This is a genomic window from Corynebacterium striatum ATCC 6940 (genome assembly GCF_000159135.1).
Classification (GTDB): Bacteria; Actinomycetota; Actinomycetes; order Mycobacteriales; family Mycobacteriaceae; genus Corynebacterium; species Corynebacterium striatum.
In genome coordinates, this window is sequence record NZ_GG667577.1 from 1 (window position 1) to 249 (window position 249).

General features: G+C 53.4%; 1 protein-coding gene. It reads right to left on the minus strand.

Annotated elements, in window-relative coordinates; translation table 11 throughout:
- Positions 1-249 (minus strand): transposase (locus HMPREF0308_RS12810; protein WP_005532471.1); only part of this gene is annotated, 249 nt, incomplete at both ends.

Below are 249 nucleotides of genomic sequence, written 5' to 3' on the forward strand. Positions count from 1 at the left end.
GGCTTTAATTGGTTCTGGGATTTCGCGTTCTTTCGTGCCCAGAATGTAGTCCAACCCGGCATCGATAATCGCGGTCTTGTTGGCGGCTGAAAACATGCCAGCATCAGCAACAATCGTGATGTCGTCAAGGTGGTAGGCGTCTTTAAGACGCAGGATCATTGGCAACATGGTGTGCGTTTCAGCACGATTGCCTTCAAATGCGCCGATCGCCAAGGGCAAGCCGGTGGAGTCGGTGAGCATCCCGACAGT